Origin of the sequence: Cellulomonas soli (assembly GCF_013409305.1) — a bacterium.
GTDB classification, from domain to species: domain Bacteria; phylum Actinomycetota; class Actinomycetes; order Actinomycetales; family Cellulomonadaceae; genus Cellulomonas; species Cellulomonas soli.
In genome coordinates, this window is the sequence record NZ_JACBZJ010000001.1 from 139,842 (window position 1) to 166,534 (window position 26,693).

Annotated in this window: 30 protein-coding genes; 16 read left to right on the top strand and 14 right to left on the bottom strand. The window is 73.7% G+C overall.

The window, feature by feature from the left end:
• Positions 1-25 precede the first annotated feature (25 nt).
• From BKA22_RS00650 to mtnN, 5 genes are all read left to right on the top strand, one after another.
• Entirely contained in the window at positions 26-508 is a 483-nt protein-coding gene (locus tag BKA22_RS00650; protein ID WP_218866446.1) for an SRPBCC domain-containing protein, read from the top strand.
• A 51-nt stretch (positions 509-559) separates the two neighbouring features.
• A complete protein-coding gene (locus BKA22_RS00655; protein ID WP_146952108.1) occupies positions 560-931 on the top strand; it encodes an RNA-binding S4 domain-containing protein in 372 nt (123 codons plus the stop codon).
• Positions 921-1,796, top strand: coding sequence for a pentapeptide repeat-containing protein (locus BKA22_RS00660; protein WP_146952107.1), 876 nt, complete (start codon positions 921-923; stop codon positions 1,794-1,796). The genes BKA22_RS00655 and BKA22_RS00660 overlap by 11 nt, the downstream gene beginning before the upstream one ends.
• A 64-nt stretch (positions 1,797-1,860) precedes the next feature.
• The gene (locus BKA22_RS00665) at positions 1,861-2,337 is read left to right on the top strand and encodes an S-ribosylhomocysteine lyase (RefSeq protein ID WP_257024074.1); all 477 of its coding nucleotides are present in this window, start codon (positions 1,861-1,863) and stop codon (positions 2,335-2,337) included.
• Positions 2,334-3,041 (top strand): 5'-methylthioadenosine/S-adenosylhomocysteine nucleosidase, encoded by a 708-nt coding sequence (mtnN, locus tag BKA22_RS00670; RefSeq protein WP_146952106.1) that lies wholly within the window; start codon positions 2,334-2,336, stop codon positions 3,039-3,041. The genes BKA22_RS00665 and mtnN overlap by 4 nt, the downstream gene beginning before the upstream one ends.
• 81 nt (positions 3,042-3,122) lie before the next feature.
• Here mtnN and BKA22_RS00675 read toward each other — a convergent pair whose 3' ends face one another.
• From BKA22_RS00675 to BKA22_RS00685, 3 genes are read right to left on the bottom strand one after another with little or no spacing between them, the layout of a single operon-like run.
• On the bottom strand, positions 3,123-3,659 hold the full coding sequence (locus BKA22_RS00675) for an HdeD family acid-resistance protein (protein ID WP_146952105.1): 537 nt from the start codon (positions 3,657-3,659) through the stop codon (positions 3,123-3,125).
• 4 nt (positions 3,660-3,663) lie between these two features.
• Entirely contained in the window at positions 3,664-4,488 is an 825-nt protein-coding gene (locus BKA22_RS00680; RefSeq protein ID WP_179561573.1) for an esterase/lipase family protein, read from the bottom strand.
• A 16-nt stretch (positions 4,489-4,504) separates the two neighbouring features.
• Positions 4,505-5,308, bottom strand: coding sequence for an alpha/beta fold hydrolase (locus BKA22_RS00685; protein ID WP_179561574.1), 804 nt, complete (start codon positions 5,306-5,308; stop codon positions 4,505-4,507).
• Between the two features lie 245 nt (positions 5,309-5,553).
• Between BKA22_RS00685 and BKA22_RS00690 the strand changes: the two genes are divergently transcribed.
• Together BKA22_RS00690 and BKA22_RS00695 are read left to right on the top strand one after the other, a co-directional pair.
• Positions 5,554-5,712 carry a hypothetical protein gene (locus BKA22_RS00690; RefSeq protein WP_179561575.1) on the top strand — a complete coding sequence of 53 codons (159 nt, stop codon included), beginning with the start codon at positions 5,554-5,556 and terminating at the stop codon, positions 5,710-5,712.
• On the top strand, positions 5,709-6,608 hold the full coding sequence (locus BKA22_RS00695; RefSeq protein ID WP_146952103.1) for a CHAP domain-containing protein: 900 nt from the start codon (positions 5,709-5,711) through the stop codon (positions 6,606-6,608). The genes BKA22_RS00690 and BKA22_RS00695 overlap by 4 nt, the downstream gene beginning before the upstream one ends.
• A gap of 83 nt (positions 6,609-6,691) precedes the next feature.
• Here BKA22_RS00695 and BKA22_RS00700 read toward each other — a convergent pair whose 3' ends face one another.
• Complete coding sequence (locus BKA22_RS00700; protein ID WP_146952102.1) at positions 6,692-7,972, bottom strand: methyl-accepting chemotaxis protein; 1,281 nt, start codon at positions 7,970-7,972, stop codon at positions 6,692-6,694.
• A 230-nt stretch (positions 7,973-8,202) separates the two neighbouring features.
• Between BKA22_RS00700 and BKA22_RS00705 the strand changes: the two genes are divergently transcribed.
• A complete protein-coding gene (locus tag BKA22_RS00705; RefSeq protein ID WP_146952101.1) occupies positions 8,203-8,619 on the top strand; it encodes a VOC family protein in 417 nt (138 codons plus the stop codon).
• 111 nt (positions 8,620-8,730) lie between these two features.
• On the top strand, positions 8,731-9,567 hold the full coding sequence (locus BKA22_RS00710) for a Cof-type HAD-IIB family hydrolase (RefSeq protein WP_223203466.1): 837 nt from the start codon (positions 8,731-8,733) through the stop codon (positions 9,565-9,567).
• 39 nt (positions 9,568-9,606) lie between these two features.
• Here the strand turns inward: BKA22_RS00710 and gtfA are convergent, their stop codons facing one another.
• Entirely contained in the window at positions 9,607-11,094 is a 1,488-nt protein-coding gene (gtfA, locus tag BKA22_RS00715) for a sucrose phosphorylase (protein ID WP_146952100.1), read from the bottom strand.
• Positions 11,095-11,282: 188 nt separating this feature from the next.
• On the opposite strand from gtfA, the gene BKA22_RS20220 reads away from it, so the two are divergent.
• Together BKA22_RS20220 and BKA22_RS00725 are read left to right on the top strand one after the other, a co-directional pair.
• The gene (locus BKA22_RS20220) at positions 11,283-11,879 is read left to right on the top strand and encodes a hypothetical protein (protein WP_179561576.1); all 597 of its coding nucleotides are present in this window, start codon (positions 11,283-11,285) and stop codon (positions 11,877-11,879) included.
• Between the two features lie 58 nt (positions 11,880-11,937).
• The gene (locus tag BKA22_RS00725) at positions 11,938-12,906 is read left to right on the top strand and encodes a 2-hydroxyacid dehydrogenase (protein WP_179561577.1); all 969 of its coding nucleotides are present in this window, start codon (positions 11,938-11,940) and stop codon (positions 12,904-12,906) included.
• Between the two features lie 22 nt (positions 12,907-12,928).
• Here the strand turns inward: BKA22_RS00725 and BKA22_RS00730 are convergent, their stop codons facing one another.
• The 5 genes from BKA22_RS00730 to BKA22_RS00750 all read right to left on the bottom strand — a co-directional run bounded on the left by BKA22_RS00730 (position 12,929) and on the right by BKA22_RS00750 (position 17,742).
• Positions 12,929-14,206 carry a wax ester/triacylglycerol synthase domain-containing protein gene (locus tag BKA22_RS00730; RefSeq protein WP_146952098.1) on the bottom strand — a complete coding sequence of 426 codons (1,278 nt, stop codon included), beginning with the start codon at positions 14,204-14,206 and terminating at the stop codon, positions 12,929-12,931.
• 613 nt (positions 14,207-14,819) lie between these two features.
• Positions 14,820-15,095 carry a hypothetical protein gene (locus BKA22_RS00735; RefSeq protein ID WP_146952097.1) on the bottom strand — a complete coding sequence of 92 codons (276 nt, stop codon included), beginning with the start codon at positions 15,093-15,095 and terminating at the stop codon, positions 14,820-14,822.
• 197 nt (positions 15,096-15,292) lie between these two features.
• Positions 15,293-15,553, bottom strand: a complete 261-nt coding sequence (locus BKA22_RS00740) for a hypothetical protein (RefSeq protein ID WP_146952096.1) — start codon at positions 15,551-15,553, stop codon at positions 15,293-15,295.
• A 126-nt stretch (positions 15,554-15,679) separates the two neighbouring features.
• Positions 15,680-17,092: an ATP-binding protein gene (locus BKA22_RS00745; RefSeq protein WP_146952095.1), complete on the bottom strand. Its 1,413-nt coding sequence runs from the start codon at positions 17,090-17,092 to the stop codon at positions 15,680-15,682.
• Complete coding sequence (locus BKA22_RS00750; protein ID WP_146952094.1) at positions 17,089-17,742, bottom strand: response regulator transcription factor; 654 nt, start codon at positions 17,740-17,742, stop codon at positions 17,089-17,091. Before BKA22_RS00750 ends, BKA22_RS00745 begins: the two co-directional genes overlap by 4 nt.
• Before the next feature lie 95 nt (positions 17,743-17,837).
• Between BKA22_RS00750 and BKA22_RS00755 the strand changes: the two genes are divergently transcribed.
• From BKA22_RS00755 to BKA22_RS00765, 3 genes are read left to right on the top strand one after another with little or no spacing between them, the layout of a single operon-like run.
• Positions 17,838-19,091 carry a hypothetical protein gene (locus tag BKA22_RS00755; RefSeq protein ID WP_146952093.1) on the top strand — a complete coding sequence of 418 codons (1,254 nt, stop codon included), beginning with the start codon at positions 17,838-17,840 and terminating at the stop codon, positions 19,089-19,091.
• On the top strand, positions 19,091-20,035 hold the full coding sequence (locus BKA22_RS00760; protein ID WP_146952092.1) for an ABC transporter ATP-binding protein: 945 nt from the start codon (positions 19,091-19,093) through the stop codon (positions 20,033-20,035). The genes BKA22_RS00755 and BKA22_RS00760 overlap by 1 nt, the downstream gene beginning before the upstream one ends.
• The gene (locus BKA22_RS00765) at positions 20,022-20,909 is read left to right on the top strand and encodes a DUF2705 family protein (RefSeq protein WP_146952091.1); all 888 of its coding nucleotides are present in this window, start codon (positions 20,022-20,024) and stop codon (positions 20,907-20,909) included. Before BKA22_RS00760 ends, BKA22_RS00765 begins: the two co-directional genes overlap by 14 nt.
• 13 nt (positions 20,910-20,922) lie before the next feature.
• Here BKA22_RS00765 and BKA22_RS00770 read toward each other — a convergent pair whose 3' ends face one another.
• From BKA22_RS00770 to BKA22_RS00785, 4 genes are all read right to left on the bottom strand, one after another.
• On the bottom strand, positions 20,923-21,936 hold the full coding sequence (locus BKA22_RS00770) for a methyl-accepting chemotaxis protein (RefSeq protein WP_262926907.1): 1,014 nt from the start codon (positions 21,934-21,936) through the stop codon (positions 20,923-20,925).
• A gap of 95 nt (positions 21,937-22,031) precedes the next feature.
• Complete coding sequence (locus BKA22_RS00775) at positions 22,032-22,757, bottom strand: hypothetical protein (protein WP_146952090.1); 726 nt, start codon at positions 22,755-22,757, stop codon at positions 22,032-22,034.
• A 43-nt stretch (positions 22,758-22,800) separates the two neighbouring features.
• Entirely contained in the window at positions 22,801-23,934 is a 1,134-nt protein-coding gene (rlmC, locus tag BKA22_RS00780; RefSeq protein WP_146952089.1) for a 23S rRNA (uracil(747)-C(5))-methyltransferase RlmC, read from the bottom strand.
• A gap of 54 nt (positions 23,935-23,988) precedes the next feature.
• Complete coding sequence (locus BKA22_RS00785; protein ID WP_146952088.1) at positions 23,989-24,804, bottom strand: helix-turn-helix domain-containing protein; 816 nt, start codon at positions 24,802-24,804, stop codon at positions 23,989-23,991.
• Between the two features lie 110 nt (positions 24,805-24,914).
• Between BKA22_RS00785 and BKA22_RS00790 the strand changes: the two genes are divergently transcribed.
• Both BKA22_RS00790 and BKA22_RS00795 read left to right on the top strand, forming a co-directional pair.
• Positions 24,915-25,919, top strand: a complete 1,005-nt coding sequence (locus tag BKA22_RS00790) for an ABC transporter ATP-binding protein (protein ID WP_146952087.1) — start codon at positions 24,915-24,917, stop codon at positions 25,917-25,919.
• Positions 25,916-26,650 (top strand): ABC transporter permease, encoded by a 735-nt coding sequence (locus tag BKA22_RS00795; protein ID WP_146952086.1) that lies wholly within the window; start codon positions 25,916-25,918, stop codon positions 26,648-26,650. The genes BKA22_RS00790 and BKA22_RS00795 overlap by 4 nt, the downstream gene beginning before the upstream one ends.
• Positions 26,651-26,693: the final 43 nt, after the last annotated feature.

Sequence of the window (26,693 nt, forward strand, 5' to 3'; positions counted from 1 at the left end):
GGCGAACCCTCCGTACGATCCTCGTGTGGGCGAACCCGACGGCGCACCGGACCTGGAGCTCACCCGCGTGATGGCGGCGCCCGCGGCGGCGATCTGGGCGGCATGGCTCGACCCGTCCGCAGTCGCGGCGTGGTGGGGACCGGACGGGTTCACGAGCACGGTGCGCCTGCTTGAGCTGCGCGACGGCGGGCGCTTCGAGGTCGTGATGCACAGCCCCGACGGCACGGACTACGAGAACCTGTACCTGTTCGACGAGGTGCGACCGACGCGTGGCCTCACCTACGTCCACCAGGGGTCCGAGGAGTGGGGACTGGGTCCGTCCCGCACGGTCGTGCTGCTCGACGAGGACGAGGCGCTGCCGCGCCGCACCCGCGTGACCATGCGTACGTCCTACGCCTCCGACGAGGACAGGCGGCGCCACCTCGAGGACTTCCACGCGGCCGACGGGGCGCGCCAGCTCCTCGAACGGCTCGAGCGGGTCGCGACGAGCGGTCGACGCGCGCGCTGAGGGAGGCTCGGCGGCGTCCGGCCGCCGTGGCAGGCGTGAGAGGGTCGGGGCATGGCCGAGGTGACGCACGCGCGCGTGGACGCCTGGTGCTGGGCGGTGCGACTGTTCGCGACGCGCTCGGCCGCCGGTGCCGCCTGCCGGGCCGGGCACGTGCGGGTCAACGGTGAGCGCGCCAAGCCCGCGACCATGGTCGTGCCCGGTGACGAGGTGCACGTGCGCGGCGGCGAACGCGAGCGGATCGTCGTGGTGCAGCGCACCATCGTCAAGCGCGTGGGCGCGCCGGTGGCCGTGACCTGCTACCTCGACCGCTCCCCCGCGCCGGTGCCCCGCGAGCTGGCGGTCGTCGCGGGGGCGCGTGACCGCGGCGCGGGTCGGCCGACCAAGCGCGAACGACGCCAGATCGAGAAGCTCCGTGGCCACTGACCGGGACCTCGGGCGGGCGACGGGTCAGAGCACGGACGAGGCCGCACCCGACCCGCGGGCGCGCCTGCGGGCGGACTGCGCCCGGTGCGCGGGGCTGTGCTGCGTCGCCCTGCCGTTCCACCGCTCCTCGGAGTTCGCGTTCGACAAGGCCGCCGGAACCCCGTGCCGGAACCTGGCCGAGGACTTCCGCTGCCGTGTGCACGCCGACCTGCGCACGCGCGGCATGGCGGGCTGCACCACGTTCGACTGCCTCGGCGCCGGTCAGCAGGTCACGCAGGTGACGTTCGGCGGGCGGACGTGGCGCGACGACGCGGCCCTCGCGCAGCCGATGTTCGGGACCTTCGCGACGGTCCGCCGGCTGCACGAGCTGCTCTGGTACCTCGCCGACGCGATCGAGCGACCGGCGACCGCACCGTTGCGCACCGAGCTGCACGAGGCCGCGCTCGCCGTCGAGCGGCTGACCGCCCGCCCGGCCGAGGCCCTCGTCACGATCGACGAGGAGATCTCCTCGCGGGGACGGGCGACCGACGACCTGCTCCGGCGGGCCAGCGCGCTCGTGCGCGCCGAGCACCTCGACCGGACGCGGCCCGCGGACCGGTCCGGGGCCGATCTCGTGGGCGCGCGGCTGGCCGGGGCGGACCTGCGCGGCACCGACCTGTCCGCCGCGCTGCTGCTCGGGGCCGACCTGCACGGCGCCGACCTGCGGCTCGCCGACGTGCGGTACGCGGATCTGCGCGGGGCGGACCTGCGCGGTGCGGACCTGTCGAGCTCGCTGTACGCGCTGGGACCCCAGCTGGCCGGCGCGCGCGGCGACGCCCGCACCGTGCTGCCTCCGGGAGTCGCCCGCCCGGCGCACTGGGAGTGACGGGGCCCGTCACGAACGACCGATGCGTCGCACCCCTGCTCCCGGGGCTCCCTCCCGGGGCACAATGGCCGATGTGAATCAGCAGCGCATGAACGTGGAGTCGTTCAACCTCGACCACCGGACCGTCCTGGCCCCCTACGTCCGCCTCGCGGACACCAAGGTGCTGCCTGCGGGCGACGTCATCCAGAAGTACGACGTGCGTTTCACGCAGCCCAACAGGGCGCACCTCGAGATGCCCGTGGTGCACTCGCTCGAGCACCTGTTCGCGGAGCACTCGCGCAACCACTCCGACCGGGTGATCGACTTCTCGCCGATGGGCTGCCAGACCGGCTTCTACCTGATCCTGCAGGGCACGTGGGACTACGACGCCGTGCTCGACCTCGTGCAGTCCACGCTCGAGGACGTCACGACCGCCACCGAGGTGCCGGCCGCCAACGAGGTCCAGTGCGGCTGGGGCGCCAACCACACGCTGACCGGAGCCCAGGAGGCCGCGCGCACGTTCCTCGCGGCGCGTGACGAGTGGAGCACGGTGACCGCGTGATCGCCGTCGACGCCGTCGTCGTCACGGCGATGGTCGACGAGGCCGCCCCGTTCCTGGAGCGCGCCGACTTCGTCGGCCTGGAGTCACGGGTCGGTCAGGCCTCGCACCGCGTCGTCGCGTTCGGGGAGCGCGGCGTGCTGCTCGTGCAGTGCGGCATCGGCCTGGTCAACGCTGCCACGGCCGCCGCGGTGGCGATCAACGGCACGCACCCGCGCGCCGTGATCTCCGCCGGCAGCGCGGGCGGGCTCGGGGTCGACGTGCGGGTCGGCGAGGTCGTCGTCGGCACCGACTACGTGTACTCCGGCGCCGACGCACGCGCCTTCGGCTACTCCCTCGGCCAGGTGCCCGGCATGCCCGAGGTCTACCGCGCCGAGGAGCAGCTGCTGGCCGCGGCGTTGCGGGCCGAGGCCCCGGGCCTGCACGTGCGCCCCGGGACGATGCTCTCGGGCGACAAGTTCATCGACGCCGCCCTGGTCGACGAGGTGCGTTCGGCGTTCCCGTCCGCGCTGTCGACCGACATGGAGTCGGCGGCGCTGGCGCACACCTGCCACCTGTACGGCGTGCCGTTCCTGTCGGTCCGCGGGATCTCGGACCTGTGCGGGCCGGTCGCGGGTTCGGACTTCCTGACGCACGTGGACGACGCCGCCGACCGTTCGGCAGCCGTCGTCATCGCGGCGCTGCACGCCGCAGCCGCGGGGGCCTGAGGAGCGAGGACCAGGTCGGGGAGGACGCGACGCCCGCGTCCTCCCCGACCTCCCCGTCACCGTGTGCGGGCCCCGCAGGGCTCAGGCGGTCGCGTCCCGCAGGTGGATGCGGCCGAGCGTGATGAGCGTGAGGCCCTCGACGAGGATCTGCACGCCCAGCAGGACCCCGAGCAGCACGAGCGTGGCCGCCGCCGGGTTGATGAGCACGTACACGCCCAGGCCGATCGAGATCACGCCGCTGATCGTCAGGATCACCTTGTGCGTCGGCGACTGGACCGCCGCCACGATCCGCGCCAGCCCGCCGGCCAGGAAGAGCGCCCCCGCCAGGAGCGTGAGGGTCACCGCCCCGATCACCGGGTTGCGCAGCATGAAGATGCCGAGCACCGCCAGCACGGCGCCGCCGATCGCCGCCGACCACGCGCCGCCGGACCGGATCCGGAACAACGAGCCGACCAGCAGCACGACGCCGCTGAACAGGCTGGTCCACGCGATGACGAGGACCGAGACGGCTGTGGCGAGCACGACGTCTCCCAGGACGACGAACCCGCCGATGACGAGCAGGATGCCCAGGATGACGTCCCAGCCGGTGCGGCGACGCTCGATCACGGGTGTGGCCATCGGATCACTTCCGTTCTTCTCGGTCTTCTGGTCGGACTTCTGATCGGTCTTCGTCCCGGTCCTCGCCCGGGTCGGCGCGGCCGGCCAGGTGGGCCATCGCGTCCAGCACCGCCTGGTGCACCCGCGGGTCGGCGAGCACCCGGAAGTGCCCGTCGACGGGCAGCTCGACGTTCCTCGCCCCGGGCAGCTCGCTCCCCGCGGGCACGTGCGGGTCGAACCGCGCGTAGACCGACACGATCCGGTCGTGCACGTGCTCGCGGGTGGCCAGCGCGAGCACGTGCGGGTCGCGCGGGGAGAGCGCGCGCACGGGCCGGGCGGGGAACCAGCGGGCGTAGGCCGAGCCGGAGAACGGGGTGTTGACGGCCACCAGTCCGGTGACACGGTCCTCGTCCTCGGCGTCCTGCGAGCTCATGGCGAGCTTGCCGATCAGACCACCCTTGGAGTGCGCCACGAGCAGGGCGCGGTCGATCCCGAGCGCGTCGATCCGCGCCTGCACCTGCCGGGCCAAGTGCGCCAGGCTCGCCTGGTTGAGCCCGAGCGCCGGCACGGTGTGCACCGGGTGGCCGGCGTCGTGCAGCGCGAGCGCCAACGGGGACATGACCGCCCAGGTCTCGTAGATGCCCGGCAGCAGGACGACCGGGTCGCGGTGCCCGGACGTCAGCTCGGACGGCTTGAGCCGACGCATCGCCGCCCGGGCCTGCGCCGCCCCGATCCACGCGTAGTCGGCGGCCCACGCGGCGCCACGTCGGACGAGCAGCCCCGGGTGCACCGGGCGTCCGGCCGCCCGCTTGACCGGCTGACGGGACGGGTGGTGCGTCGGGTGGTTCATCGCCGGATCGACCGCCTCAGCGCGCGATGTGGTCGAGGATGAGCGCCGCGACCGCGTCGGAGTGGTCGTAGATGACCGCGTGCGCGGCACCGGGCACCTCCGCGGTGCCTGCGGCTGGGGCGGCCCGGGCGACCATCTCGACCCAGTCGCGCGGGGCGACCGCGTCGTGCTCACCGCGGATCACGAGCGTGGGGGCGTCGACCTTCGCCATGCGCTCCTCGATGGGGTACGCGAGCATGCGCGGCAGCACCTGGGAGAACCAGTACGGGCCGCACTGGGCGTAGCCGGACAGGGCGATCCGCCGCGTGCGGGAGGACTCGCGCACCGAGCTCTGCACCAGACGCAGCGCCTGCCGGCCGGCCGAACGCTCGGCGACGTTGACCGGGGGGCCGATCAGCACGCCGTGCGTGGCCAGGTCCGGCTCGGTGGCCAGGACCTCGGTGACGATCTGCGAGCCCATCGAGTGCCCGACCAGCACCGGGGCCGCGAGCGCCTCGCGCCGCACCCACCAGGCGACGAGGGCGGCGAAGTCCTCGATGGAGGGCTGCCTGGCCGGACGCGGCACCCCGGCGAACCCCGGCAGGTCGAGCAGGTGCACGACCCCGACGTCGGCCAGCCGCAGCGCGAGGCGCTCGAAGTACTGCGAGCTGACCCCCAGGCCGTGCACCAGGACGATGTCGTGCCGCCGCTCGCCGGTGACCTGCGTCGAGCGGTCCAGGGTCATCCGCCACGCCCGCAGGTACATGCCGCCGTGCGCGACACGGTCCAGCCGGATGCTCAAGCCCGTCGGCGCGTCCGAGGCTTTGAGCGAGTGCGGCATGTGACGACCCTTCGTCCGGCGACGTTCCCGATCGTGGCTGCTCCGATCGTGGCAGAACGCGGGCCGACCCGCTGGTCGGGAGGCACTCGCCCCCACGGTGCGCCGCGCGGCGCACCGCTGCGCGCTCCCGAGGTGTATCTGCCCCGCGTCCCGACGCCTCCTTCCGGGTGGACGGCCGCACGCCGACCGACAGGCCGACGACGCGGGGTCCTCCCACCAGGTGAACCCACGAGAGGTGTCAGGCCATGACCACGCACTCCCCCAGTCCGGCCGTCGCCGTCGCGACGACGAGCCGCGACGCCACGCTCCTCGAGCCCACGACGTTCCCGCCCGACGAGTACCCGGACCCCGAGCAGACGCCCGACGACCTCGGTCTGACGGCACCGACCGAGGCGGAGCCATGACCGCCACGGCTGACGCGGTGATCGGTGCCGCCGCGTCGCAGATCGGCTACTTCGCCGCACCGGGCACCCCGTCACGGTTCGGCACCTGGTACGGCGACCCCCGCGGGCCGTGGTGCGCGATGTTCGTCTCGTGGGTCGCCGACCAGGCCGGCGCGCGCGACATCATCCCGCACCACGCCTACACGCCCGCCGGGGCGCAGTGGTTCCGCACGCACGGCGGCTGGCACGCCGGGCTCGGCGGGGTCGACCGGGGTGACGTCGTCTACTTCGACTTCCCTGGCCGTCCGGACCGGATCAGCCACGTCGCGCTCGTCGAGCAGGTCGGGGCCGACGGCTCGGTGCAGACGATCGAGGGCAACACCTCCGGACCCGGGGGTGACCAGCGCAACGGCGGTCTGTGCGCGCGCAAGCGTCGGCGCTCGTTCATCGTCGGCTACGGTCGGCCCGCCTACGCCGCCACCCACGGCGCGGCGCCCGCACCCGCGCAGGCGCGCAACGCCGACGGGTCCCTCACGCTCGTGCTCGACGGGCAGCTGGGTCCGGCGACGATCGGACGGTGGCAGGAGGTCATGGGCACGCCGATCGACTTCACCATCAGCCCCGGGTTCTCGGCGCTCATCGCCGCCGACCAGACGTTCCTGAACTCGGTGGTCGCGAGCGGTCACGTGCAGAACCTCACCGGCCGGCCGGCCCTGGCGGTCGACGGCGACCAGGGACCCCGGACGATCCAGGTCCGCCAGTTCTGGCTGCGGAACGCGATGAACCCCGTGCACCAGCAGAACCTCATCGGTCGGCTGCTGGACTTCGACGGGATCGCCGGGCCGCAGACCGTCAAGGTCCTGCAGTTCGCGCTGAACAACGCCACGACCCGCGGGGCGACCTACGGCCGGGTGTGATCGGCCGGCCTGATCAGCAGGTGTGGCCTACGGGCGCGGTCAGCGGGGTGCTCGCCGGGTGATCGCCTCCCCCACGGAGGTGGTCAGGCGGCGTCGCGCCGCTGGCCCTCGACGGCACCCGCCCACTCCACGAGGGCGTCGGTGAGGGCCGAGGCCGCCCCGGCGTACCCGTCGGTGGCGGCCATCGCCGCCCGTGCCGCGTCGGCGCGGCCGGCGGTGGCCTCGGTGAGCACGCGCGCGGCGGACCTGTGGAACTCGGCGTGCAGCCCCGTCACCGTCCGGCACCGCGTCGCGTCGAGCGCGCGCGCCTCGGCACCGTGCAGCCACTTCCCGAACGCGCACGCGTCGTCGCGCCCGGCGGCGGCCATCGTGGTGCCCTGCGGCATCCGCCCGGTGTCGATCGACTCGCGCAGCCGTCGCTTCCACGCCGCGTGCGCGACGAGCGCGGCCCGCAGCGGGTGCACCTCGATCCCCGAGCTCAGGCCTGCGATCTCCTCACGCTGCTCGCGCACGGTCGTGCTCACGCGCCCGAGCCACTGCATCGCCCGCCCGATCGCCTCCGCGGCGTCACGCGCGGCGTGGGTCGACGCGCTGACCGCACCGTCCAGGTCGCGCGCGGCGTCGGCCGACTCGGTCGCCGACCGCGTGATCGACTCGATCGCCGCGGTCTGCTGCTCGACGGCCGCGGCGATCGTCTGCTGCAGGGCCTCGATTCGCCCGAGGATCTCGTCGATGCGGTCGACCGCGGTCCGCACGCCCTCGCTGTCGGCGGTCAGGTCGGCCAGCTGCTCGCCGATCCGCGTGGTCGCGTCGCCCGACTGCGCCGCCAGGTTCTTGACCTCCTCGGCCACCACGGCGAAGCCCTTGCCTGCCTCGCCCGCGCGCGCCGCTTCGATGGTCGCGTTGAGCGCGAGCATGCGGGTGCGGTCGGAGATGCCGGTGACGATCCCGACGACGCCCTCGATCTGGGTCGTCGAGGCGGCGAGCCGCTCGACGGAGTCCCGGACGTCGTGCGTCGCCTCGGCGGCCAGTCCGGTCACGGTCGTGGCAGCCGCGGCCGACTGGGCGACCTCGCGCATCGCGGCCGCCATCTGCTGCACGGCGGCGGCGACCTGGCCGGAGCCGGCCTCGACCTGGGCGGTCGCGGCGCTCGCCGACACGGCGGCACGCGCGGTGTCGCTCGTCGAGGCGTTGACGCGCTCGCACGACTCTGCGAGGTCCTCCACGGCCAGGCCGAGGTCGTCGCTTCGGTTCATCAGCCGACGGACCGTGGCGAGCGGGACGCCCACCGATCCGTCCGATCCCTGGGAGGCGGTGGTGCCGGCGACCGCGGCGGTGCGGTCTTCGCGACGGCTGAGTCGCACGGGGAGCTCCTGATCTCGTGTCGGGCCGGGGACCGACCCCTGCAGGCCCGACCATCGACACCCAGTTCGGGCGCATGAGCGTTCACCTGCGGGTTCACCCGCGCGCGGGCCACCACTCGGGCCCGCCGCCTCCGGTCGTCAGCAGACGAGGTGCCGCGCCCGTGCGCGTGTGGGCGGTCGGTTCGATACTCGGAGGGCACATCACCCCACGGCACGCGAGGAGGTCCCCCATGACCACGCGACTCAACCCGTACCTCGGCTTCCGCTCCGAGGCGAAGGACGCGATGGAGTTCTACCGGTCCGTCTTCGGCGGTGAGCTCACGTCGATGACGTTCGCCGAGATGCACGCCAGTGAGGACCCGGCCGAGCAGGACAAGATCATGCACTCCCAGCTGCTCACCGAGGGCGGCCTGACGCTCATGGCCGCGGACACCCCGAACGTCATGGAGCTGACGCCCGGGACGAACCACTCGGTCTCGCTCAGCGGCGAGGACGAGGCCGAGCTGCGCGGCTACTGGGACCGGCTCAGCGAGGGCGCGACGATCACCGAGCCGCTGCGCACGGCGCCGTGGGGCGACTCCTTCGGCATGCTGGTCGACAAGTTCGGCGTGCCGTGGCTGGTCAACATCGCGGGCACGCCCGCCTGAGCCGCACATGGGCCCGGCCTGAGCCCGGGCCTGAGCCCGAAGTCAGCCGGACGTGCGCCCGGTCGGCGGACCGGTTTCGGGCGCGGCGGCCGGTCCTGGGAGGATCGGCCGGTGACCCCCGTGCTCGAACCCCCCGTCCTCGAGGCCGTCCCCGACGTGCGCCTGATCGCCGTCGACATGGACGGCTCGCTGCTCGACGACCAGGACCGCATCGACGACTCGCTGTGGCCGCTGCTCGACGAGCTCGACCGGCGCGGCGTCGCGTTCTGCCCGGCGAGCGGCCGGCAGTACGCCAACCTGCGTCAACGCTTCGGCCGGGACGACCTGGTCTACATCGCCGAGAACGGTGCGTACGTCGTGCGCGACGGCCGCCGCGTCAGCTCCGACGGCATCGACCTGCCGACGATGCACGCGCTGGTCGATGCGGTGCGCCGGCACACCGTGCTCGGCGGTGACGTGGGCGCCGTGGTCTGCGGGATCGACTCGGCGTACGTGGAGCGCACCGACGAGGTCTTCCTCGACCAGGCGCGGACCTACTACGCCCGGCTCGAGGTGGTCGACGACCTGCGGGAGGTCGACGACGAGGTGCTCAAGGTCGCGGTCTACGACTTCGGGTCCGCCCAGGACGGCGTCGCGCACACCCTGCGCCCGTTCGAGGGCCTGCACCGGGTGGTCGTCTCCGGCGCGCACTGGGTCGACGTGATGAGCCCGACGGCCGACAAGGGCGCCGCGCTGCGCCAGGTGCAGGCGGACCTCGGCATCGGGCCGGAGCACACGATGGCGTTCGGCGACTACCTCAACGACCTCGGGCTGCTCGCGGCCGCGGACCTCTCGTTCGCGATGGACAACGCGCACCCGCAGGTGCGCGAGCAGGCGCGGTTCGTCGCCCCGGCGAACACCCGCAACGGGGTCGTGCGGACCATCACGTCGGTGCTCGGTCTGGGCTGAGCGGCTCGCGCGCACCGGCGCGGCGGGTCGGGCCCCGTGTCAGCGGTGCGGCGGGTCCTCCAGGAGGTCCGTCGTGCGGCCGTGCGCGGCGCCGTCCGTCCACTCGAGCACGCAGTCGCCCGTCCGCAGGTCCACCTGCAGGGCGGCGGAGCGTGCCTCGTGGGACCAGTCCAGGTGCAGGACGTGGTCGTCGTCCTCGGTGCGGAACGCGAAGACGCCGTCGAACACCTCGAGCGTGCTGCGCAGCCGCATGAGCGCGACCAGCGCGGCGACGACCGGTCGGCTCACCTCGGCGTCGATGTCCTCGCGGGTGTACCGGTGGCGGTTGATGTCGCGGCCCACGCCGGAGTCGTCGAGCAGCTCGAGGTCGTTGCGCCCGGCGAGCGCACCGACGTAGTACACCTGCGGGATCCCCGGGGTGAAGAACTGCAGCGCCCGCGCCGCCAGGTAGCGGCGGTCGTCGCGCCCGAGCGCGTCGTAGAACGTGCAGTTCACCTGGTAGAGGTCGAGGTTCGAGGCGGCCTGCCCGGTGGCCAGGCGTGAGGCGCCGGCGGACCTGTCGTGGATGCCCTCGACGAGCGCGTCGATCTGCCCGGGCCGCAGCAGGCCGGGACGGTCGGGCTCGGTCTGGTCGGGGCCGACGTCGATGACCCCGATGCCGTCGTGCGTGTCGAGCACCGTGACCGCGTTGGTGGGCCGTTCGCGCATCCACCGGGCCAACGGGGCGCCGTCTCCCGTGAACAGCCCGTGCAGCACGAGCGGGGGCAGCGCGAAGTCGTACACCCGGTCGACGCGGCGACCGATCTCGACCTGCCGCTGGTAGTAGGAGTGCACCTCGACGAGCACGTCGAGCCCGAGCCCGCGGGCCTGCGCGGTGAGCTCGTCGATGAACGCGAACGTCTCGGGCGTCATGAAGCAGGTCGTGCCGGCGGTCTTGATCGCGTACCCCACGGCGTCGAGCCGGATCATCCTGACCCCGGCGTCGGCGAGGGTCCGGAGGATCTGGGTGAGGTACGCGCGGCCCGCCTCGGCGCGCACGTCGATGTCGACCTGCTGCGGCGTGAAGGTCGTCCAGACCAGGCGACGCTCGCCACCGAGCGTCATCGGCGTGAGCGGCAGTCCGGGCCGAGGGCGGTACACCGCGGCGAGGTCGGCCTCGTGCGCGCCGTCGGGGAACACATCGTCGAACGTGAGGAACAGGGCCGCGTGCTCGGAGGCCCGGCCCCGCCGCACGACGTCCTCGAACGCGGCGGAGTCCGCCGAGACGTGGTTGACGATCACGTCGACGACGACGTCGCGGTCGCGGGCGAGGGCGCGCACGTCGTCCCAGGTGCCCAGCCGTGGGTCGACGGCCGTGTGGTCGACCGGGTCGAACCCGGCGTCGGCGCCGTCGTACGGGGTGAAGAAGGGCAGCAGGTGCACCCCGCCGACGCTGTCGCCGAAGACGTCGTGCAGCACCTGGGCCGTGCCGGCGATCGTGCCGCCGAGCCGGTCGGCGTACGTGATGAGCTGGACCTGGTTGCGCATACCGCTCCTCGACCCTCCCGGGCCCTCGTCGTCGAGGGCTCCAGACCCACCCTTCCACCGCACCCGTGCGCCTGCAGGCCACGGGCGTTCACAGCGGGCTCATCGGTAGCACCCGGCGCGGCTCCAGCCGGGTCGATCACGGTGGTGGTCAACCGTTCGACACCCCTGTCACCTGCTGGGAGGCACTCGTGACCACCACACCGACCGCCGGCACACCCGGCGGCACCGCCGACGACGCCCGCGCGACGGCACCGCTGCCTGCGACCCCGCCCACCGATCCGGACGCGCCGGACCTCGAGGCCACCGAGCAGATCGCGCCGGTCGAGACGGTCGACCCGACGACGGTCACCCAGCCGCCGGCCTCGGCACCGGGGATCGCGGCACCCGCCCCGGCCACCACCGACCCGCTCCTCGCCCTGGCCGCGGCCGCCGGCACGGCGACCGACGAGGGCACGGCCACCGGCGCGTCCGGGCCGAGCACGGGATTCCTCGCCCGCATCCGTGCCTCGCTGGCGACCCATCCCGTGATCACGGGCGCTGTGGCGGTCGTCCTGGCCGCGGGCGCCGGGTTCGGCGGCGGCTACGCGGTCGGTCATGCAGGCGGCGGCGACCAGGGGCAGTTCACCCCCGGCGAGGACGGGTGGGGCGACCGCCCCGGCATGCCGGAGGACGGCACACGACCCGACGACCGCACGGGTCAGGGCGGCACCGACACCGCACCCGACTCCGGCTCGGGCACCGACTCGGGCACGGACTCCGGAAGCGCCTCGGGCAGCGACACCTGAGCCCGCGCGCACCCGGGGGCGACACGTGCCCGACACGTGCGGCCGCTACGTTGCACGCGTGAGCGCCCGTCCCCGCATCGTGTGTCCCAGTGGTGAGGGCGGCCTGGCCGCCCTCTTCGACGCCTCGCCCCTGCGCGAGCGGCTCGAGGCGGTCGGTGACCTGACCGTGCACCTCGACGTCCCGGACGACGCGCAGGTCCGCGCACGACTGGCGGACGCGGACGCCGGGCTGCTGTCCACCCACCTGACGTCCGACACCCTGCGGGCGATCGGCGGACGCACCCGGCTCCTGGCGTTCACCGGCACCGGCGCGGCCTCCTACGTCGATCTGCCCACGGCACGCGAGCACGGCATCGCGGTCTCGAACGTCACCGGCTACGGCGACCGGGCGGTGGCCGAGCACGCGCTCGCGCTGCTGCTCGGTGCGGCCCGCTCGGTCGCGGTCGGCGACCGGACGGTGCGCGCGGGCGACTGGTCGGGCATGCTCGGCCCGGAACTGGGCGGCATGCGGATCGGCGTCGTCGGCTTCGGCGGGATCGGACGCACGTTCGCGCAGATCGCCGCCGCGCTGGGCATGCACGTGCACGCGTGGGACCGCTCGCCCCACCCGGACCTGACCGCCCTGGCCGGCCCGGACGCCCGCTGGCTCGAGCTGGACGAGCTGCTCGCGACGTGCGACGCGGTGAGCCTGCACCTGCCACTGACCCCGCAGACCCGCGGCCTGCTGACCCTCGAGCGGCTCGACCTGCTGCGACCCGGCACGATCCTGGTGAACACCGCCCGCGGCGAGCTCATCGCCCCCGGCGCGCTCGCGACCCGGCTGGCCCGTGGCGACCTGCTCGCCGCGATCGACGTGTTCGACCCCGAACCCTTGCCCGCCGACGACCCGCTGCTCCAGGCGCCCGGCACCACGTTCACGCCGCACCTCGGCTTCCGCACCCCGCAGGCCCTGCGGCGGATGGCCGAGGGCACGGTGGAGTGCGTCGAGCGCTTCTTCGCCGGCGACCCCGTCCGGATCGTCAACTGAGGCGCAGGCGACACCCTCACGCTCAGGAGGGCTCAGGCGGCGCCAGCGCGAGGACTTCCTGCAGCTCGTCGTTGAGCGCCGCGGTGAGCGCCTCGACCTCCGGCACGGCGTCCGGGTCGACGTCCACGGACACCGTGAGCGTGCCCGCGTAGGACAGGGCGGCGAACGCCGTCGGCACGTTCCCGGCGCCGACGACGATCGGCACCAGCCGCTCGACAGACGCACCCGCGAACGTGATCGGGCTGGTCGGACCGATCATGTTGGTGAGGAAGATGTTCACGAGCCGTTGGTTCTCGATGACCCGCTGGTAGGTCCCCGTGGCCACGGCCAGACGGAACAGCGGCCGGACCAGCGCGGTCGAGGTGCGACGGGCATGCCCCTTGTGCCGCCGTGTCTGCCGGGTGACAGCCGCCAGCCGATCCCCCGCCGACCCATGCAACGGCACCCGCACGGGCATGACGCCGACATGGTTGCCGAGCCCGTGCGCCGCGTCCGGCGCGCGGGTGGCCACCGCGACCGACACGACGAGCGCGTCGACGTCCTCCCCCCGAGCCCGCAGCAATCGGCCCGCCGCCCCGGCGACGACCACCAGCAGGACGTCGTTCACGGTTGCGCCGCGCGTCCGCCCCGCGGCCTTCGTCGTCGCGAGGTCCGCCTCGACGACGACCGTCACCCGCCGCGGGCCGGTCGGGACGTTGAGCGAGGTGCGCGGGGCCCCGACCCGACGACGGACCCGCACCGCCGAGGCATCGGCCGGCAGGACCACCGGCCTCGGCGCGCCCGAACCCCGCGGGGCTCCGGGTGCCCCCACCACCCCGCCCGCTGGCACCGGCTCGGACGAGTCGTCGACCAGGCGCGACAGCACCGCCAACCCACCGAGCCCGTCGGCCAGCACGTGGTGCAGAACAAGCACGACGGCCACGCCTCCGCCCGCGAGCCCGTCCACGACCTCCGCACGCCACAACGGCCCGGACCGGTCCAGCGGCCGGGTCAGCGCCGCCGTCGCCACCGCCAGCAGCGCCTCCTGATCACCTGGCGCCGGACAGGTGAGACGACTGACCTGACCGGCGACCGACTGGGCACCGGCATCAACCCACCGCGGGCGACCCCGCCCGGACTGCTCGAGCCGCTGACCGAACCGTCGCAGCTTCCCGAACCGCTCGACGAGCACCCGCTCGACGTCCATCACGTCGATGTCGGAACCACCCAGCACCAGCAGCGCGCCGACCTGCTTGGGCGCCGGTCCGACGTCCGTCAGCCACTCGACCAGATCTCCGGCGCCGACTCGCTCACCTGTCACGCCCTGAGGATGCCAGCCCGATCTCGGACCGAAGCGGCAGAAACTGCCGTGGCGAGCCGGTGCTCACCGAAGCCCGGCCAGGGCCTGCCACCGCCGGGATGCCGTTGACCTGGCAGGTTGCGACGTGAGGTGCCACTGGTCAGCGCAATGGGTGCACGGGTGCACCGCGACCGGCGACGTTCGTCCCCTTGCTCGCAGGGCCATCTGCACGTACTTGAGCGCACGAGCGGCAGCGCGAGGAGTCGGGTAAGGGATCTTGGAGCAGGTCGGCATGGCGACTCTTCCAGAGAAGAGTGCGCGCCGGACTCACATTCCGGTCCGCACCTGGGCCTGCCTCATATGCGCGGCGCCGGTGTGTGGCTCATTGCCTTGACGCCGCACACGCTAGGCGAGGACGCCGCGTGGCGCCAGCACCGCGCACCGGTGCGCATCGGCGGTTGGTCACCCGTCGGCGACTTGATCAAGCCCTACGGCAGTTGGGCGAACTGCACAGCCACGAACGCGGCGATCACCTCTGCTGCGAGCGCCAGCGGCACAGCACGCGCTGCGTGGCACGACCTGGCGGCTTAGGGCGTGTCCCCCATCTCGCCGTCCCTGGGGGTAGCGCTGCAGGTCAGAGCGCGTTGATGGCGTCACCGAGGTCAGACGCGTAGGCGCTCCAGCAAACGACGGTGCCGTCGTCGTCGAGTTCGCCCATGTACCAGTCCTCGTCGTGCCGTAAGAGGATCAGCCCGCCGACTTTGATGATCGCCCGGGGGGTGAGCGGAACGAGATCGTGGCCATCGTCGAGGTACGTGCTCCGGTCCAGTGAGAGCAGCTCTGCAGTTGCGTCGCCGGAGTGACCGCGGACGCGCTCGATCGTCCAGCCCTCGCCGAGGATCATCGTCATCTCTCGATGGTCGCACTCCGAAGCCAGACCACGATTGCGGCGAGGACCCCGCCGGCGCGGTCAGCGCGGTGGTGAGTCATCTGCGCCGGCGACCCGAAAAGCGTCGACTACTGCACCCCGCCACACGCCCGGCGTGCCTGCGGCCGGCAACTCGACGACCACGCCCCGACGTCGCCGAGCGCGGTCCGACTGGCGCCTCACGGACCCGGCGGCGCTACGAGCCTGAGCTCGACTCCGGCCAGCTCACTCAGCCGGGCAAGGATCGCCGGTGCGATCTCGGGGACGCATCCGTCTCCATAGGCCGTGACGCGAATCGCGCTCGGTGGTTCACCCACGAGCACGACGCGCTTGGCGGGTTGGAACTCAAGCAGGTGGACGAGGGCCTTGTCCCAGGTCGCGTCGGTGAACTTGAGCCGCCCGTTCACCGGAACCAGCTCGAAGTCGGTCGTCGAGGCCATGCGCCCAAGGTAGAGGTCCGGCGGCGTCGGACCGCTTCCTCTGGGGGTTCAGCGCGTGGCGTGGCATCCTCGCCGACTGCGTGACCGTCCCCTTCCCCAGCCTCCCCGTGAGGGCATCGCCCCAGCTCAGCCGCGCGGCACAGTGAGAACGGCGCGCAGTCCGCCCGCAGGAGCTGGCTGCAGGGCGATGTCCCCACCCTGCTCGCGAGCGAGCTCTCGGGCGATCGCCAACCCGAGCCCGGCGCCGCCCGCACCGCGCTGGCGGGAGTCGTCGAGCCGCACGAATCGTTCGAAGACGCGCTCGCGGTCTGGTTCGGCGATGCCCGAGCCGTCGTCGTCGACGATCACCCGGCCTGCGTCGAGCGTGACCTGGACCGCGCTGGCGGCATGCCGCGCCGCGTTCTCGACAAGGTTGCGGACGGCACGGGCGAGTGCCCCGGCATCCGCCGTCGCGACGCCGTCGCCGATGACCTGCACGGTCACGCCGGGGGTGCCCGCTGCGCCAGCCACCCCGGCAGCGACCGTCGTCCAGGGTGCCCCCGGAGCCGCAAGCACCTGCTCGACCACCTCGCGCAGGTCGACCCGGGCGGCCCGCAGAGGCCGGGAGCCGACGCGGGCGAGCAGCAGCAGGTCGTCGACCAGCGCCTGCATGCGGGCGACCTCCCCCGCGAGCTCCTCGACGAGCTCGCCGGGCGCGTAGGAGTCGGGGTGGGACCGGGCGACGTCGAGGGCGGCTCGAAGTGCGGCGATGGGTGAGCGCAGCTCGTGGGCGGCGTCGGCGACGAAGCTGCGTTGCCGGGCGGAGGCTTCTTCGAGCCGGTCGAGCATGCGGTTGAGGGTGCGGGCCAGGGCGGCCAGCTCGTCGTCGCCGCGTGGCACGGGCAGGGCGCCGGGGCCGCCGGTGACGGCGACCTGCTCGGCGGCGCGGCGCAGTTGGTCGACGGGGTGCAGGGCACGTCCGAGGGCGAGCCAGACGGCCAGGGCGAGCAGCGCGGTGAGCACGGGTACGACGCCGATGAGCGAGACGCGCAACGCCGACAGGAGTCCCTGCACCTCCTGCAGCGGCATGCTCGCCACCACGGTCGCGGGCGACCCGGCGACCTCGACGCCGACGACGGCCACGCGGGCGGACCCGTCGTACCCGGACGCGGTCGTCGTGGCGAGGGCGACCTGGTCGGCGGGCACGTCGCCGGCGAGGCGGCTGAGCTCGGTGAGCGGGAGCAGGGGCAGGGTGCGGCTGGCGGTGGGTGAGGTGGCGAGCACGCGGCCGTCGGCGTCGAGCACCTGGACGATCTCGCCCGGTTCGGCCACGGGCAGGGCGTCGGGCATGCGGTCCTCGGCGGCCAGGGTGGCCACGGTGGTCGCGCGGGCGCGGACGATGTCGTCGAGGGCGGCGACGCGGCTGCGGGACAGTACGGCGGTGAGGGCGACGGCGCCCGCGACGAGCGCTAGGCACAGCAGCCCGGCGGTGACCGCCGTGAGGCGGAGTCGCAGGGACCGGCCCCACCAGCCGCGCACACCTGACGGACGGCCGGTCACGCGCCCACCCGGTACCCGGCGCCGCGCACCGTGGTCACGGCGTCGCGGCCGAGCTTGCGGCGCAGGTAGCCGACGTAGACCTCGACGACGTTGACGTCCTCACCGGGCCCGTCCCAGACGTGGTCGCGCAGCTCGACCTTGCCGACGACGCGGTCGGCGTGCCGCATGAGGTACTCCAGGAGGGCGGTCTCGCGCGCGGTGAGCTCGACGGGTCGGCCGGCACGGGCGACCTCGCGGGTGGCAGGGTCCAGGACCACGTCGCCGACCTGGAGCACGGCCGGCCGGGCCTGCGCGGGTCGACGTACCAGCGCGCGCAGGCGGGCCACGAGCACGACGAACGAGAACGGCTTGGTCAGGTAGTCGTCGGCGCCGACGTCCAGCCCGTCGGCGACGTCGTGCTCGCCGTCCTTGGCGCTGAGCATCAGCACGGGCGTCCAGACCCCGGCGGCGCGCAGCGCGGTCACCACGTCGTAGCCGTTGCGGCGCGGGAGCATCACATCGAGCACGATCGCGTCGTAGTCGTGGTCCACGGCCAGGTCGAACCCCGTGTCGCCGTCGTGCGCGACGTCGACCGCGAACCCCTCGGCGGTCAGCCCCCGACGCAGGGCGCGCACGAGCGTGACCTCGTCGTCGACCACCAGCACGCGCACCCCCGCAGCATCCCACCGGGCTGCGCCGCACACCCCGCACCGGCCGCGGGGGCTTCTCAGCGTCCCCTCAGGCACCGTCAGGCAGGGTGGTTGCCATGAGCACACCGTCCGCTCCCTCACCGCGCCCCCGCACGCTCTCGACCCGCGCCCGCTGGGCCGTCCCGGCGGTCGTCGCCGTCGGTGTGGCCGCCGCGTTCGCCGCGCCGCCGCTGCTCGCCTCGGCGGGCGAGGCCGTCCAGCCGCCGGTCGACCCGGCCGAGCTGGTCGCGACGGTGCTGCAGGCCGAACCGACGCCGCTGTCCGGCACGGTCGTCTACACCGCGCGGCTCGGGCTCCCCGAGCTGCCGATCAACGAGATGACGGGGGCCGACCCGATCGACCTGCTGTCCGGCTCGTCGACGCTGCGGGTGTGGACCGACGGCGCGGAGCGGTCGCGGGTGTCGCTGCTGGGCACCGCGAGCGAGTACTCGGTGGTGCGCGACGGCCCGGAGGCCTGGACGTACTCCAGCGCCGACGACGAGTCCGTGCACTACACGCTCGACGCCGCCGGTCAGGCCGCCTACGCCTCGGCACAGCAGCAGATGGCCGACGCGCTCGACCCGACGGTCACCGGCGACCTGCCGACTCCGCAGGAGGCGGCCGCGCAGATCCTCGAGCACGCCTCGGAGCACTCGACGGTGACCCTGGGCGAGTCGCTCACGATCGCCGGACGGGCGGCCCACCAGCTCGTCGTCACGCCGGACGACCCGGCGACGCTGGTCGCGAAGGTCGTCGTGGCGGTCGACGCCCGCACCTCGGTGCCGCTGCGCGTGCAGGTGTGGAGCACGGCCGACGGCTCGGCGCCCTCCCTCGAGCTCGGCTTCACCGACATCGCGTACGACGCCCCGTCCGACGCGGTGCTGACGTACTCGGCCCCGGCCGGCGCGAGCACCCGTGAGGTCGTCGTCCCGCTGCCCGAGCACACCGACGCCCCCGCGGTCGGCACGGCTGCGGGCCTCCCGGAGGGTGTCGCCGTCGCCGGTGAGGGCTGGTCCACGGTCGTCACGCTCTCGGACGTGGACGTGGCCGGTCTGCTCGCCGGGGACCCGACCTCCACCCCGGCCGGGCGCGCCGTCGAGAAGACGTTCGGCTCGGACAGCGCGCAGGACCTCATCGGGGAGTTCATGCCCTCCGACGAGGACGGCGGTCACGGCATGCAGCTCGACACGACCGCGCTGTACAGCCAGCTGACCAGCGCCGTCCCTGAGGGCCGGCTGCTGTCGTCCACCCTGCTGTCGGTGCTGGTCACCGACGACGGCCGCGTGCTCGTGGGCTCGGTGGCCCCCGAGGCGCTGCGCGCGGCGGCCTGATGGAGGCGATCGTCACCGCCGGGCTGACCAAGCGGTTCGGTCGGCCCGGCACCGGCCAGACGGCCGTCGACGGCATCGACCTGCACGTGCCCGCCGGCGCGGTGTACGGGTTCCTCGGCCCGAACGGGTCGGGCAAGACGACCACGATCCGCATGCTCCTCGGCCTGGTCCGGCCCACCAGCGGTGAGGCGTGGGTGCTCGGCGGGCCGATGCCGCAGGCCGCCGCGTCGGTGCTGCCACGAGTCGGCGCACTCGTCGAGGGTCCGGCGTTCCACCCGTACCTGTCGGGGCGGGCCAACCTCGCCCGGCTGGACGCCGCCGACGCGACCGCCGACCCGCGCACCGCCCGACGTCGCACCGACGACGCGCTCGACCGGGTCGGTCTGGGCGCCGCGGCGCTCAAGCCGTACCGGCAGTACTCGCTGGGCATGAAGCAGCGGCTCGGCCTGGCTGCGGCTCTGCTGCGCCCACGGGACCTGATGATCCTGGACGAGCCGACCAACGGTCTCGACCCGCAGGGCACGCGCGAGGTCCGGCACCTGGTGCGCGACCTGGCGGCCGCGGGCACGACCGTGCTCGTCTCCTCGCACCTGCTGGCCGAGATCGAGCAGGTGTGCACGCACGTGGGGATCATGAGCCGCGGGCACCTGCTACTGCAGGGGCCGCGCGAGCTGCTCATGGAGCACGGCGCCCCGCGCGTCGTCGTCACGACGGCCACGTCGCAGGCCTCGGAGGCCGCCCAGGTCCTCGTCGGTCTCGGCGTCGAGCAGGTGGCGGTCGAGGGGGCCGTGGTCACGGGGACGCTCGGCCCGGTGCCACCGGCCAAGGCGTCGGCGGCGCTCGTGCACGCCGGCGTCGAGCTGGTGGGGTTCGAGGTGCGCACCCCGAGCCTGGAACAGGTCTTCGTCGAGCTGACCGGGGAGGGCTTCGATGTCGCCCGCTGACACGACCGCCGCGCCCGCGACGGGCACCGCGCTGCCGCCCGTGCCCGTGGTCCGCGGCGCCGGGTGGCGGCTGCAGCGCTCGGAGCTGCGGCTCGTGCTGCTGCGCAAGCGCACGCTCGCCCTGCTCACCGGCCTCGCCCTGGTGCCGCTGCTGCTCGGCCTGGTGCTCTACTTCACGCAGGACTCCGCGCTCGGCGGTCAAGGGCCCGGGTTCGTCGCCCGGGTGACCGGCAACGGGCTGTTCCTCGTGGTGGCCTCGCTGTTCCTGTGCCTGCCGTTCCTGCTGCCGCTGACAGTCGGGATCGTCGCGGGCGACGCGATCGCGGGCGAGGCCTCCGCCGGCACCCTGCGCTACTTGCTGGCCGTCCCCGTCGGCCGTACACGGCTGCTGCTCGTCAAGGCCGTGACCGCGCTCGCGTTCGCGCTGGCCGCGGTCCTGGCAGTCACGCTCGTCGCGCTCGTGACCGGGGCGGTGCTGTTCGGCTGGTCGGACGTCACGCTGCTGTCGGGGTCGACCGTCCCGCTGGCCGACGGTGTGCTGCGGATGCTCGGCGTGGCCGGGTACGTGGCGCTGTCGTTGACCGGGCTGGTCGCCGTTGGGCTGTTCTTCTCGACGCTGACCGAGGTCCCGGTCGGGGCCATGGCCGCGACCGTGGTCGTCGCGGTTGTCTCCTCCGTGCTCGACTCGCTCCCGCAGCTCTCGGCGATCCAGCCGTGGCTGCTCACGCACCACTGGTTCGACTTCGCCGAGTTCCTGCGCATCGACGTCGGCTGGGACGTGCTCGGGCAGGGGCTCGCGGTGCAGGCCGCCTGGGTCGCGGTGTTCGGCGCCCTGGCGTGGAGCCGGTTCACCACGGCCGACGTCTCGTCCTGAGGGGCGGACGCGCTCAGCCCTGGACGAGCACCCCGGACCAGCCCAGACCCGCGTACGTCTCGTACCCCGGCGTGCCCGCGAAGCCGACGGTGCGCGCACCCTCCTCGTAGGAGCCCGAGGCCCGTCCCCCGGTGCGCAGGTCGATCCGCTCCTCCAGGACGCCGCGCCGGTCGGAGGCGGCCAGGACCGTGCCGTCGCGGCCGACGACGAGCACACGCGTGCGCTCCCACTCCTCGGGCGAGAGGCGCACGCCCTCGACGATCCCCTGCGCCTGCCGCTCCCAGTCGAAGAACACCCCGAGCGCGCCGATCGCCCGCCCGTGCGTGGCACCACCGGCCCGGACCGCGGTCGCGTACGTCGCGACCGTCGACCCCAGGGCCGCGTGCCGTTCGACGTCGAGCGCGGCGTAGTCGTCGCCGTCCGTCGTGGCCATCGCCGCCCGGAACCAGGGCGCGTGCGACACGTCCGCGCCGACCACGCCCGGGCGACCGTGCGCCGCGTGCGCGACGACCTTCCCGTCCGCGTCGGCGAGCCACAGGTCGAGGTAGACCGTGTAGTTGCGCAGGATCACCGCCAGGCGCTCCCCCGCCCGCGCCGCCGCCGAAGGGTCGGCCAGCGCGTCGACCAGCGCGTCGACAAGGGAGGAGTCCGTGGCCCACCAGCGCACGTCGCAGCTGCGCTCGTACAGGTTGCGGTCCATCAGCTCGATGACGTTGAGCGCCAGGTCGGCCAGCCGCTGCCCCCGCACCTGCGCGACCAGCTCGGTGCCCAGAGCCGTCAGGCTCTCGATCCGGGGTTCGAGCTCGTCGGTCAGCGCGGTGGCCAGCGCACGAGCCTGCTCGGCGACCTGACCGACCTCACGCGCGACGACCGCGAACCCGCGACCCTTCTCGCCGGCGTGCGTCGCCTCGATCAGCGCGTTGAGCGCGAGCATCTTCGTGCTCGTGGCCATGCGGTCGATCCCGCCGAGCTTGCTCGCCGTGACCGCGCTGATCTCCGCGGCCAACGAGACGACGCGTTCGGGCACGGGGGCACTCCTCGCTCGGGTCGGGACCAGGACCTTCGTCCAGGATCATCGGCACGCCGTGACCGCGGCTGAGGGATCCGCCGTCCTCGAGGGGCTCACCAGAGATCGGCGTACCCGGGCACGAAGGCCGTCAGCAGCGGGTTCAGGACCAGGACGAGGACGAACGCCCAACCACCGGTGAGCCGCCCCGGCCGTGAGGGGGCCGGCACGCGCCGCCACAAGGGCACCGGTTCGAGCACGACGAACGCGAGCCACACGGGCGTGATCGTCGCGAGCCAGAACCACGCCCATCGGGTGGCGAGCCGCGGTTGCGGGCCGAGCACGAGGACGAGCAGCCCTCCGAGCACCCCGAGCGGACCCAGCAGGGGGACGTGCCCGGTGGGTAACGGCCCGGCGTGCCACGTGACGTCGACCTGCTGCGGGGACTGCGCGGCGAGCGAGGCGATGACCTCGCCCTGGTCCACCGCCGTCACGGCCGGGTCGCTGGAGACCTCGTACCGGTACGTGCTGGACCCCGGGCGCCCTGCCCCGGACCACCGCACCGCGAACGTGCCCTGCCCGTCCGACCAGACCTCCCGCGGACGCTCGATCGTCACCGAGGTCACCTGCCCGGCCTCGAGCGCGCCGTACAGGTCGCTCAGGTCCCGCTCGACCGGCGAGGCGTAGACCTGCACCCAGCCGATGAGGAGGGCGAGCGCCACGACACCCCGCACGAGCAAGCCGGGCAGTCCCGACGGGGCGACCGTGGCGACCGACGCGGTCGTGGCGACCGACCCGCTCCAGGCACCCTCCGGCAGCGGGTCGACGACGGGCGTGCTCACCCGCCGACCGTACCGACGGATCGCCCGCCCGTCCCGGGAACGGTCAGCGGCGTTCGAGCAGCGTGAGGACCTCGTAGTGCGGGGTCTGCGGGAACATGTCGAGCAGCTGGGCCCGACTCGGTCGCAGCGAGGGCATGGCGGCCAGGTCCCGGGCGAGCGACTCGGCGTGGCAGCTGGAGTACACGACCTGCCGCACGGACGAGCCCTCCAGCCACCTGCTCAGCTCGGGACCGATCCCCCGGCGCGGCGGGTTCACGACGACCAGGTCGGGTGCGTGCGACGAGCCCAGGGCGAAGGCCGTGGCGTCACCGGCCTCGAAGCGCACCCGCGTGAGCCCGAGCTCGCGCGCGCTGAGCCGGGCGCTGGCGACGGCCTCGCTGCTGGTCTCGATGCCGACGACGTCGCGCTCGGTGCCGGCCGCCGAGCGGGCGCAGTGCAGGGCGAACCCGCCGACACCGCAGTACAGGTCCCACACGGACGCCGGTGCGAGCGCGTCGACCCAGGCCTGCGCCTGACGGTAGAGCGCCGCCGCGATGTCGGTGTTGGTCTGGAAGAAGCTCTGCGGGCGCAGGTGCAGGTCGATGTCGTTGACCCGCATGCGCAGGGTGGAGGCCTCGGTGAGCAAGATCTCGCGCTCGCCCTCGAGCACCGCGCGGTGCTCGGGCAGCAGGTTGACGGACACCACGCGGACCGCGGGCAGAGCCTCGTGCAGCCAGGGCAGGTGCTTGCGGATCCGGGAGACGGCCTCCTGCGAGCGCAGCACGAACCGCACCATGAGCTCTCCGTCCGGCGAGCGGGTGACCAGCACGTGCTTGAGCTCGCCGGTCCGCGATGGCACGTCGTACGGGGTGATCGCGGCCCGGGTGACGAACGCGGCGACCACCGGGAACGCGCGCTGCAGGTCCGCCGGGTACAGACCGCAGGACCGCAGGTCGACGCCGCGGCCGTCCGCGTCGAGGATGCCGAGCGTGGGCTCGTCGAGCGTGCCGCCGGCGACCATCTTGGCCTTGGTGCGAAAGCCCTGCTCCGGGCCGGCGACCGGGGGCAGCCACACGACGTCGGCACCGGGGACGAGGTCGCGGCAGTGCTGCTCCTTGGCGAGCAGCTGGGCGTCGTACGGCTGCTCGATGAGGGTGCAGGAACGGCACCGACCGGCGTCGTAGTAGTCGCACTGCACGCCTGGAGTCTACGGACGGGGCGTCGACCCCACGGGCCATCCGGCCGTGGGGTCTCAGTCCTCCAGCAGCCGATGCACGAGCCGCGAGCCGGCGGCGGTCGCCTCCGACGGGTCGTGCGCGAGCGCCCCGAACATGACCGCCAGGTTCGTCGAGGCGACGAGCCCGAGCGCGGTGTCGCGATCCTGCGCGGTGGGTGCGGGCATCACGGCCGGCAGCCCGGCGACCCCGGCGGCCCTGCGCTCGCGCCGCACGCGGTCGTCTCGGACTCGTTCGGCCATCCAGTCCCAGGACGCGCGCAGCAGGGGTGCCAGCTCGGGCCGGGACTCGGGGTGCCGGATGCCGTAGGCCATGATCTCGAGGGCCACAAGCGTGACGGGGTCGCCGACGGTGGCCGCCATCGACGCCTCGAGCGTCGTGGCGAGGTCGTCGATCTCCTGCCCGTCCCGGGTCTCGTGCTCCAGAGTCACGCGGGCGAACTCCAGGAACAGCGCGCTCTTGGAGCCGAAGTGCGCGTAGAGGGCGCCCTTGGTGTACCCGGCCTCGATCGCGATGTCCCCGACCGAGGCGCCCTCGTAGCCGCGTGCGGCGAAGACCCGGCCGGCCGCCGCCAGCAGGTCCGCGCGGGTGCGGTCGACCTTCTGCCGGCGGCGTTCGTCGGCGCGCAGGCCGTGCGTGCTGCGTTCGACGGACTCGGACGCGTCGGCCAGGCCGCGTGAGGCCTCGCGCAGGGAGGCGGCGACGGTCTCGGTGACCTCGGTGCCGACCGAGGCGACCTGCTTGCCGATGATCTTGCTCAGCGTCGCGGTCGCGTCGGCGAGCGCGCGCGTGGCTGCGCTGAGGGAGTCGTCGTCCGGTGTGCGGCGGGCCATGCGGACACGATACAGAACCTCGTACCGATGGGTATCTGAACGAGCGGTATCTACCGCCCGGCATCTGATACCTTCTCGAATGTACCGATCGGTATCTACGAGGAGGACGCATGACGACGGGGACCGTGCTCACCATCCGTGAGCTGCGCAAGCGCTACCGAGGCGGGTCGGGGGTGCAGGCCAACGACGGCATCGACCTCGACGTCGACGCCGGCCAGGTCGTCGGCCTCCTCGGCCACAACGGGGCAGGAAAGTCCACCCTGGTCAACCAGGTCGTCGGCCTCGTGCGCCCCGACTCGGGCACCATCACGCTCGACGGGATCGACGCTGTCGCCCAGCCGCACCTGGCCCGCCGCCGCGCCTCGATCCAGGCGCAGGCGAACGTGCCGATCACCGGCCTGACGCCGCGCTCGGCCGTGCAGCTCGTCGGACGCATCCGCGGAGGCCGACGCGCCGACGTCGTGCGCCGGACCGCCGACCTGTTCGACGCCCTCGACCTGGGCCCGTGGGCGGACACCCCGGCGCAGAAGATCTCCGGCGGGGTCGCCCGGCTCACCGCGTTCGCCATGACCGCCGTCGTCCCCGGTCGGCTCGTCGTGCTCGACGAACCCACCAACGACGTCGACCCCGTCCGACGCCGCCTGCTGTGGGACCAGATCCGCGCGCTCGCCGACGACGGCGCCGGCGTCCTGCTCGTCACCCACAACGTCCGCGAGGCCGAACGGGTCGTGGATCACCTCGCGATCCTCGAGCACGGCACCGTGATCGCCGCCGACACCCCCGCAGGCCTGACCGCCTCGCTGCGCGGCGAGCTGACGATCGAGCTCGACCTGGCCCCCGGGGCCGAACCCGACTGGCCCGACGGCGTCACGCCCGGTCGTACCTCACGCCTGCGCGCGCTCGGCACCGTCGTCGCCGCCAGCGCCGCCGACGTCGTGCGCTGGGCGCAGGGTCGCGTCGAGACGGGGGCCGTCGAGCGGTACGCGCTCACCCCCGCCTCGCTCGAGGACGTCTACGTCCGCCTGGTCGGCACCGGCCACGACACCGACACGCACGACCAGGACGACCCCATCACCCGCACACCAGGCGCAGCACGGACGGAGGTCGCAGCATGACCGCGGTCCGCCAGCTCGGCCTGTTCGCCCAGTGGCAGCTGCGGCGCCAGGCGCAGTTCCTGCCCCTGCTCGTGATCGTGCAGATCCTCCTCGCGATCACCACGATCCTCGGCTACGGGCTGCTCATCGGTGAGCCCGACCCGCAGACGGCCCTCTACCTGGCCACGGGTGCCCCGACGATCACGCTCATCACGGTCGGCCTGGTGCTGACCCCGCAGATGCTCGTCACCGCCAAGACCGAGGGCTCCCTCGACTGGCTGCGCACCCTGCCCGTGCCGCGCTGGGTGTTCCTCGCCGGAGACCTGCTCGTCTGGACGCTGCTCGCGCTGCCCGGCACCGTGCTCGGCGTCGTGGCCGGCGCGCTGCGGTTCGACCTGACGCTGTCCGTCGCCCCCTGGATCGTCGGCGCCGCCGTGCTCGTCTCGCTCACGGCCGCCGCCGTCGGCTACGCCATGGCCAGCGTGCTGCCCGCGCAGCTGGCCATGCTCATGACGCAGGTGCTGATCTTCGTCGTGCTGCTGTTCTCCCCCGTCAGCTACCCGGCCGACCGCATGCCCGGCTGGCTGCAGCAGGCGCACGAGTGGCTTCCCGTCGAACCCATGGCGCAGCTCATGCGCACCGGGCTCGCGCAGGACACCTTCGACGTGCCCGGCCGGTCGCTCGTCGTGCTCGCGGTCTGGTGCGTCGTCAGCGTCGCGGCGGCGTCGGCCGCGCTGCGCCGCAGGGCCTGAGGACGACGTCGGCGGTCCGCCCCGGAGCACCAGGGGCGGACCG

Bases quoted from the DNA above. Each gene is read 5' to 3' on its own strand.
- BKA22_RS00655 (WP_146952108.1), top strand. From the start codon at position 560: ATGGCCGAGGTGACGCACGCGCGCGTGGACGCCTGGTGCTGGGCGGTG.
- BKA22_RS00665 (WP_257024074.1), top strand. From the start codon at position 1,861: ATGGCCGATGTGAATCAGCAGCGCATGAACGTGGAGTCGTTCAACCTC.
- BKA22_RS00675 (WP_146952105.1), bottom strand. From the start codon at position 3,659: ATGGCCACACCCGTGATCGAGCGTCGCCGCACCGGCTGGGACGTCATC.
- BKA22_RS00680 (WP_179561573.1), bottom strand. From the start codon at position 4,488: ATGAACCACCCGACGCACCACCCGTCCCGTCAGCCGGTCAAGCGGGCG.
- BKA22_RS00685 (WP_179561574.1), bottom strand. From the start codon at position 5,308: ATGCCGCACTCGCTCAAAGCCTCGGACGCGCCGACGGGCTTGAGCATC.
- BKA22_RS00690 (WP_179561575.1), top strand. From the start codon at position 5,554: ATGACCACGCACTCCCCCAGTCCGGCCGTCGCCGTCGCGACGACGAGC.
- BKA22_RS00695 (WP_146952103.1), top strand. From the start codon at position 5,709: ATGACCGCCACGGCTGACGCGGTGATCGGTGCCGCCGCGTCGCAGATC.
- BKA22_RS00705 (WP_146952101.1), top strand. From the start codon at position 8,203: ATGACCACGCGACTCAACCCGTACCTCGGCTTCCGCTCCGAGGCGAAG.
- gtfA (WP_146952100.1), bottom strand. From the start codon at position 11,094: ATGCGCAACCAGGTCCAGCTCATCACGTACGCCGACCGGCTCGGCGGC.
- BKA22_RS00735 (WP_146952097.1), bottom strand. From the start codon at position 15,095: ATGACGATGATCCTCGGCGAGGGCTGGACGATCGAGCGCGTCCGCGGT.
- BKA22_RS00740 (WP_146952096.1), bottom strand. From the start codon at position 15,553: ATGGCCTCGACGACCGACTTCGAGCTGGTTCCGGTGAACGGGCGGCTC.
- BKA22_RS00755 (WP_146952093.1), top strand. From the start codon at position 17,838: ATGAGCACACCGTCCGCTCCCTCACCGCGCCCCCGCACGCTCTCGACC.
- BKA22_RS00760 (WP_146952092.1), top strand. From the start codon at position 19,091: ATGGAGGCGATCGTCACCGCCGGGCTGACCAAGCGGTTCGGTCGGCCC.
- BKA22_RS00765 (WP_146952091.1), top strand. From the start codon at position 20,022: ATGTCGCCCGCTGACACGACCGCCGCGCCCGCGACGGGCACCGCGCTG.
- BKA22_RS00785 (WP_146952088.1), bottom strand. From the start codon at position 24,804: ATGGCCCGCCGCACACCGGACGACGACTCCCTCAGCGCAGCCACGCGC.
- BKA22_RS00790 (WP_146952087.1), top strand. From the start codon at position 24,915: ATGACGACGGGGACCGTGCTCACCATCCGTGAGCTGCGCAAGCGCTAC.
- BKA22_RS00795 (WP_146952086.1), top strand. From the start codon at position 25,916: ATGACCGCGGTCCGCCAGCTCGGCCTGTTCGCCCAGTGGCAGCTGCGG.